Source organism: Halomonas sp. (genome assembly GCF_041689495.1).
Lineage (GTDB): Bacteria > Pseudomonadota > Gammaproteobacteria > Pseudomonadales > Halomonadaceae > Halomonas.
In genome coordinates this window covers 1-3,427 of record NZ_JBDNGD010000408.1, presented here as the reverse complement: position 1 = coordinate 3,427, position 3,427 = coordinate 1, and the positions used below count along the sequence as shown (strand labels likewise).

Genomic DNA, 3,427 nt, shown 5'->3' with positions numbered 1-3,427 from the left:
CTAGCCGTGCGCGTTCACGGATGTCCGCCGCCGGCTGATCCAGCACGCCGACCTCGCTGGCCAGGATCAGGCGGCCGTCGTGAGTGATGTCGTAACGGCAAGGGCGGAAGCCGTTGCGATCGAGCACCGCCACCACGCGCTCGCCATCGCTGCCGACGACCAGCGCCGGACCGTCCCAGGGCTCGATCAGGCTGGCATGATAGTCGTACCAGTCGCGGCGTGCCGGATCCATGGCGTGGTCGTTTTGCCAGGCTTCCGGAATGAGCATGCGCAATGCGTGCTCCAGGCTACGGCCACCGGCCATCAAAAGCTCGATCGCGGCGTCTAGTAGTTCGGTGTCATTGACTCCGGTGGCAACCAGCGGGCGCAGCTGGCGTAGCGCGGCGCCGATTTGCGGATGGTCGAGATCAGCCTCTCGGTCGCGTAGGCGGTTGAAGTTGGCGCGGTAGGTATTGATCTCGCCGTTATGCACGATCACGCGGTGTGGATGCGCTCGCGCCCAACTGCCCAGCGTGTTGGTGGAAAAGCGCGAGTGCGCCAGCGCGAGCGCAGTGACAACGGCTGGGTCGGACAAATCCGGATAGTAGCGCCGTAGTTGCGGGTTGGTCAGAAGACCCTTGTAGACAATTCGCCGTCGGTCCAGCGAGCAGACATGGAAATCCTGCGCGCCGGGCAGCTCCGCCACAGCCTTGTCCAGTGCCAGCCGCAGCACGTAACAACGCCGATCTAGCGCCGAACCGGTCAGCCCTTCGGCGTGAGAAAAGAATAGTTGCTGTACCCGCGGTTCGGTGTCGAGCGCGCCGTGCCCGAGTCCCTCGTTGCAGGTGGGCACGTCGCGCCAGACCAGGGCGGTGAAGCCCCATTGCGCCACGGTCGCGTCAATGTGTTCCCGCAAGGCTTGCCGCTGGTTGGGATCGGATGGCAGGAACAGCTGCGCAACCGCATAGGCGTCAGCAACCGGTAGGTCGCCAAGCTCCCGGCGAAAGAATGCGTCCGGCTTCTGCAGCATGACGCCGGCGCCGTCGCCGGTATTCTCTTCTGCGCCGCGAGCGCCACGATGATCCAGCCGTTCCAGCACCTGCAGTGCGTCGAGCAGTATCTGGTGGCTAGCGCGGCCCTGTAGATCGACTACCGCGCCGACGCCGCAGTTGGCGCGGGCTCGTAACTCGGGCTGGAATGGGGGTGCGTCTGTCATCGGCATGCCTGCTTATTCCGCATTCTTCGTGTATTTGCCCAATCGTTGTTAGTACTGCACTCATGGCTGGGTAAGTTCAATGTCCCCGTCAGATCGAGGCAATGCAACAGCAGGTGGAAGTAGATCAAACCACTATATTCTCGCCAACGCTGCAATGTCGCCGCCACGTCGCTGTAGTCCAACGTGCCCTCTAATTGCAGCCACTGCGCCAGGTACTTGCGCGCACCACGTCGTCGCCAGGGAACACATGCCAACGGCTGAGCCCGCGCAACAATACGTACTCGGCGCTCCAGCGGCCGATGCCAGGCACTTGCGTTAGCCGCTTGATCGCTTCGGCATCCGTCAGCCGGGCCAACACGAAGCGCGCCCGTTGAGCCTCGCTGGGCTGGTCCGGCAGCTCGGCGCGGGTCAGCACGAACAGCAGCCGCTGCGGCTCGGACTGACGACGGGCCTCCTTGTCGGGGTCGAGCGAAGGATGGCAGTCATGTACTCGCTCCAGCAGGTGCGTCACCTATCGAAACGCCATGACTCCCTGCTCGGCGACGTTGGCAAACTCAGGCGCCACGCGCCAGAAGCATCGCCTTGATGTGACCGATGGCGCGCATGGGATTGAGTCCCTTGGGGCAGACCCAGGTGCAGTTGGCAATCTGGCGGCAGCGGAACACGCTGAAGGGGTCGTCGAGGTCGGCCAGGCGCTCCTCGGTGGCGGTGTCGCGGCTGTCGACCAGGAAACGGTAGGCCTGAATCAGACCGGCCGGGCCGATATACTTGTCCGGGTTCCACCACCAGGAGGGACAGGCCGAGCTGCAACAGGCGCAGAGGATGCACTCATAGAGGCCGTCGAGCTTCTCGCGGTCTTGCGGACTTTGCCGTCGTTCAGTCGCGCTGGGGGAATCATCATTGATCAGCCAGGGCCGAATCTTCTCGAACTGACGGAAGAAAAGACTCTGATCCACCACCAGATCACGGATCACCGGCATGCCGGGTAGCGGACGCAGGGTCAGGGTATTCGAAGCGCCCAGTACCTCCTCCACCGGCGTGATGCAGGCCAGGCCATTCCTGCCGTTGATGTTCATGCCGTCGGAACCGCACACCCCTTCCCGGCAGGAGCGCCGATAGGCCAGGGTGGCGTCCTGCTCCTTCAGCTGCTCCAGCACATCGAGCACCATGGCCCTGCGGAAGCGTTCCTCGACCTCCAGGGTCTCCATCCGCGGCAGGTCGTCCTGCTCGGGGTGGTAGCGATAGAGCCGTACCTTGATCATCGACGCTCTCCTTAATGCGGCATAGGCGCGCCTTGAGGCGCATCACTAACGTGTCCTTCCAGCGGGCTTGCGAGTGCAGACTCTCAGCGGCACCTCCGAATAGCCGCCGGCGGGATAGCGGGCGCGCACCGCGGGGCGCCCCGGCAGCAGGCCGAACTCCACGGTGGCGTCGAGCAGCGCCTCCATGACGTACTGGAGTTCCATGCGCGCCAACGGTGCCCCGGGGCAGACATGGATGCCCGCGCCGTAGAGTAGATTGTCCTTCGGGTCGCGATCCGGGCGAACCTCGTCCGGGTCACCGAACACCATCTCGTCCCGGTTGGCCGAGCCCCACAGGAGCGTCAGGCGCTCGCCGGCCTCGAGGCGGCGACCGCCTGTTTCCACCGGACAGGTGGTGATTCGCCGGTTGGATATCAGCGGCGCATCCAGGCGCAGGATCTCGTCGATGGCCGCGGGCAGCAGGGTGGGTTCGTCGCGCAGGGTCGCCTGCCAGTCGGGATGTTCGGCCAGATAGCCCACCAGGATGCCGATGCTGGCGGAGATGGTGCCCAGCTCGCCGACCGTCCAGTTGCGCAGGATGCTGACGATCTCATCGTCGCGCAGGGCTCGGTCCTCCACCGTCTCGTTCATGATCTGTGTGGTGACATCGTCCGGTGCCTCGTCGCCGGCTTCCCGGCGGGCGGCCAGCAGGTCGTGGATCACGCCATCGAACTCCAGCGCCAGCTCGCCCAGCGCTTGACGATCACCGGCAAGGGTGGCGGCATGCTGGCGGCGGGTCCAGTCGCGCAGCGGCTCGTGCAGGCTGGCCGGCCAGCCCATGAAGGCGCACTGAATCTCCAGGGCGAAGGCCTGGCCCAGCGAGGCCATGACCTCTACCTCGCCGTTCTCCGGCAGGCGCGCCACCACGGCCTTGGCAATGGACCGACAGGTCGGTGCGAATTCGGCCATGGGCTCAGGGCCGAAGTAGGGG

General features: G+C 65.0%; 3 protein-coding genes and 1 pseudogene. All 4 read right to left on the bottom strand.

Features of this window, described 5'->3' with window-relative positions; all coding sequences use genetic code 11:
- A pseudogene (locus tag ACESMD_RS12775) lies at positions 1-1,201 on the bottom strand (glutamate synthase subunit alpha); the annotation flags it as partial.
- Positions 1,202-1,385: 184 nt separating this feature from the next.
- Positions 1,386-1,706 carry a hypothetical protein gene (locus tag ACESMD_RS12770; protein ID WP_372613739.1) on the bottom strand — a complete coding sequence of 107 codons (321 nt, stop codon included), beginning with the start codon at positions 1,704-1,706 and terminating at the stop codon, positions 1,386-1,388.
- Between the two features lie 43 nt (positions 1,707-1,749).
- Complete coding sequence (locus tag ACESMD_RS12765) at positions 1,750-2,454, bottom strand: succinate dehydrogenase iron-sulfur subunit (RefSeq protein ID WP_372613741.1); 705 nt, start codon at positions 2,452-2,454, stop codon at positions 1,750-1,752.
- A gap of 48 nt (positions 2,455-2,502) precedes the next feature.
- Positions 2,503-3,427: cytochrome P450 (locus ACESMD_RS12760; RefSeq protein ID WP_372613737.1), on the bottom strand; the 925-nt coding region annotated here is incomplete at its 5' end.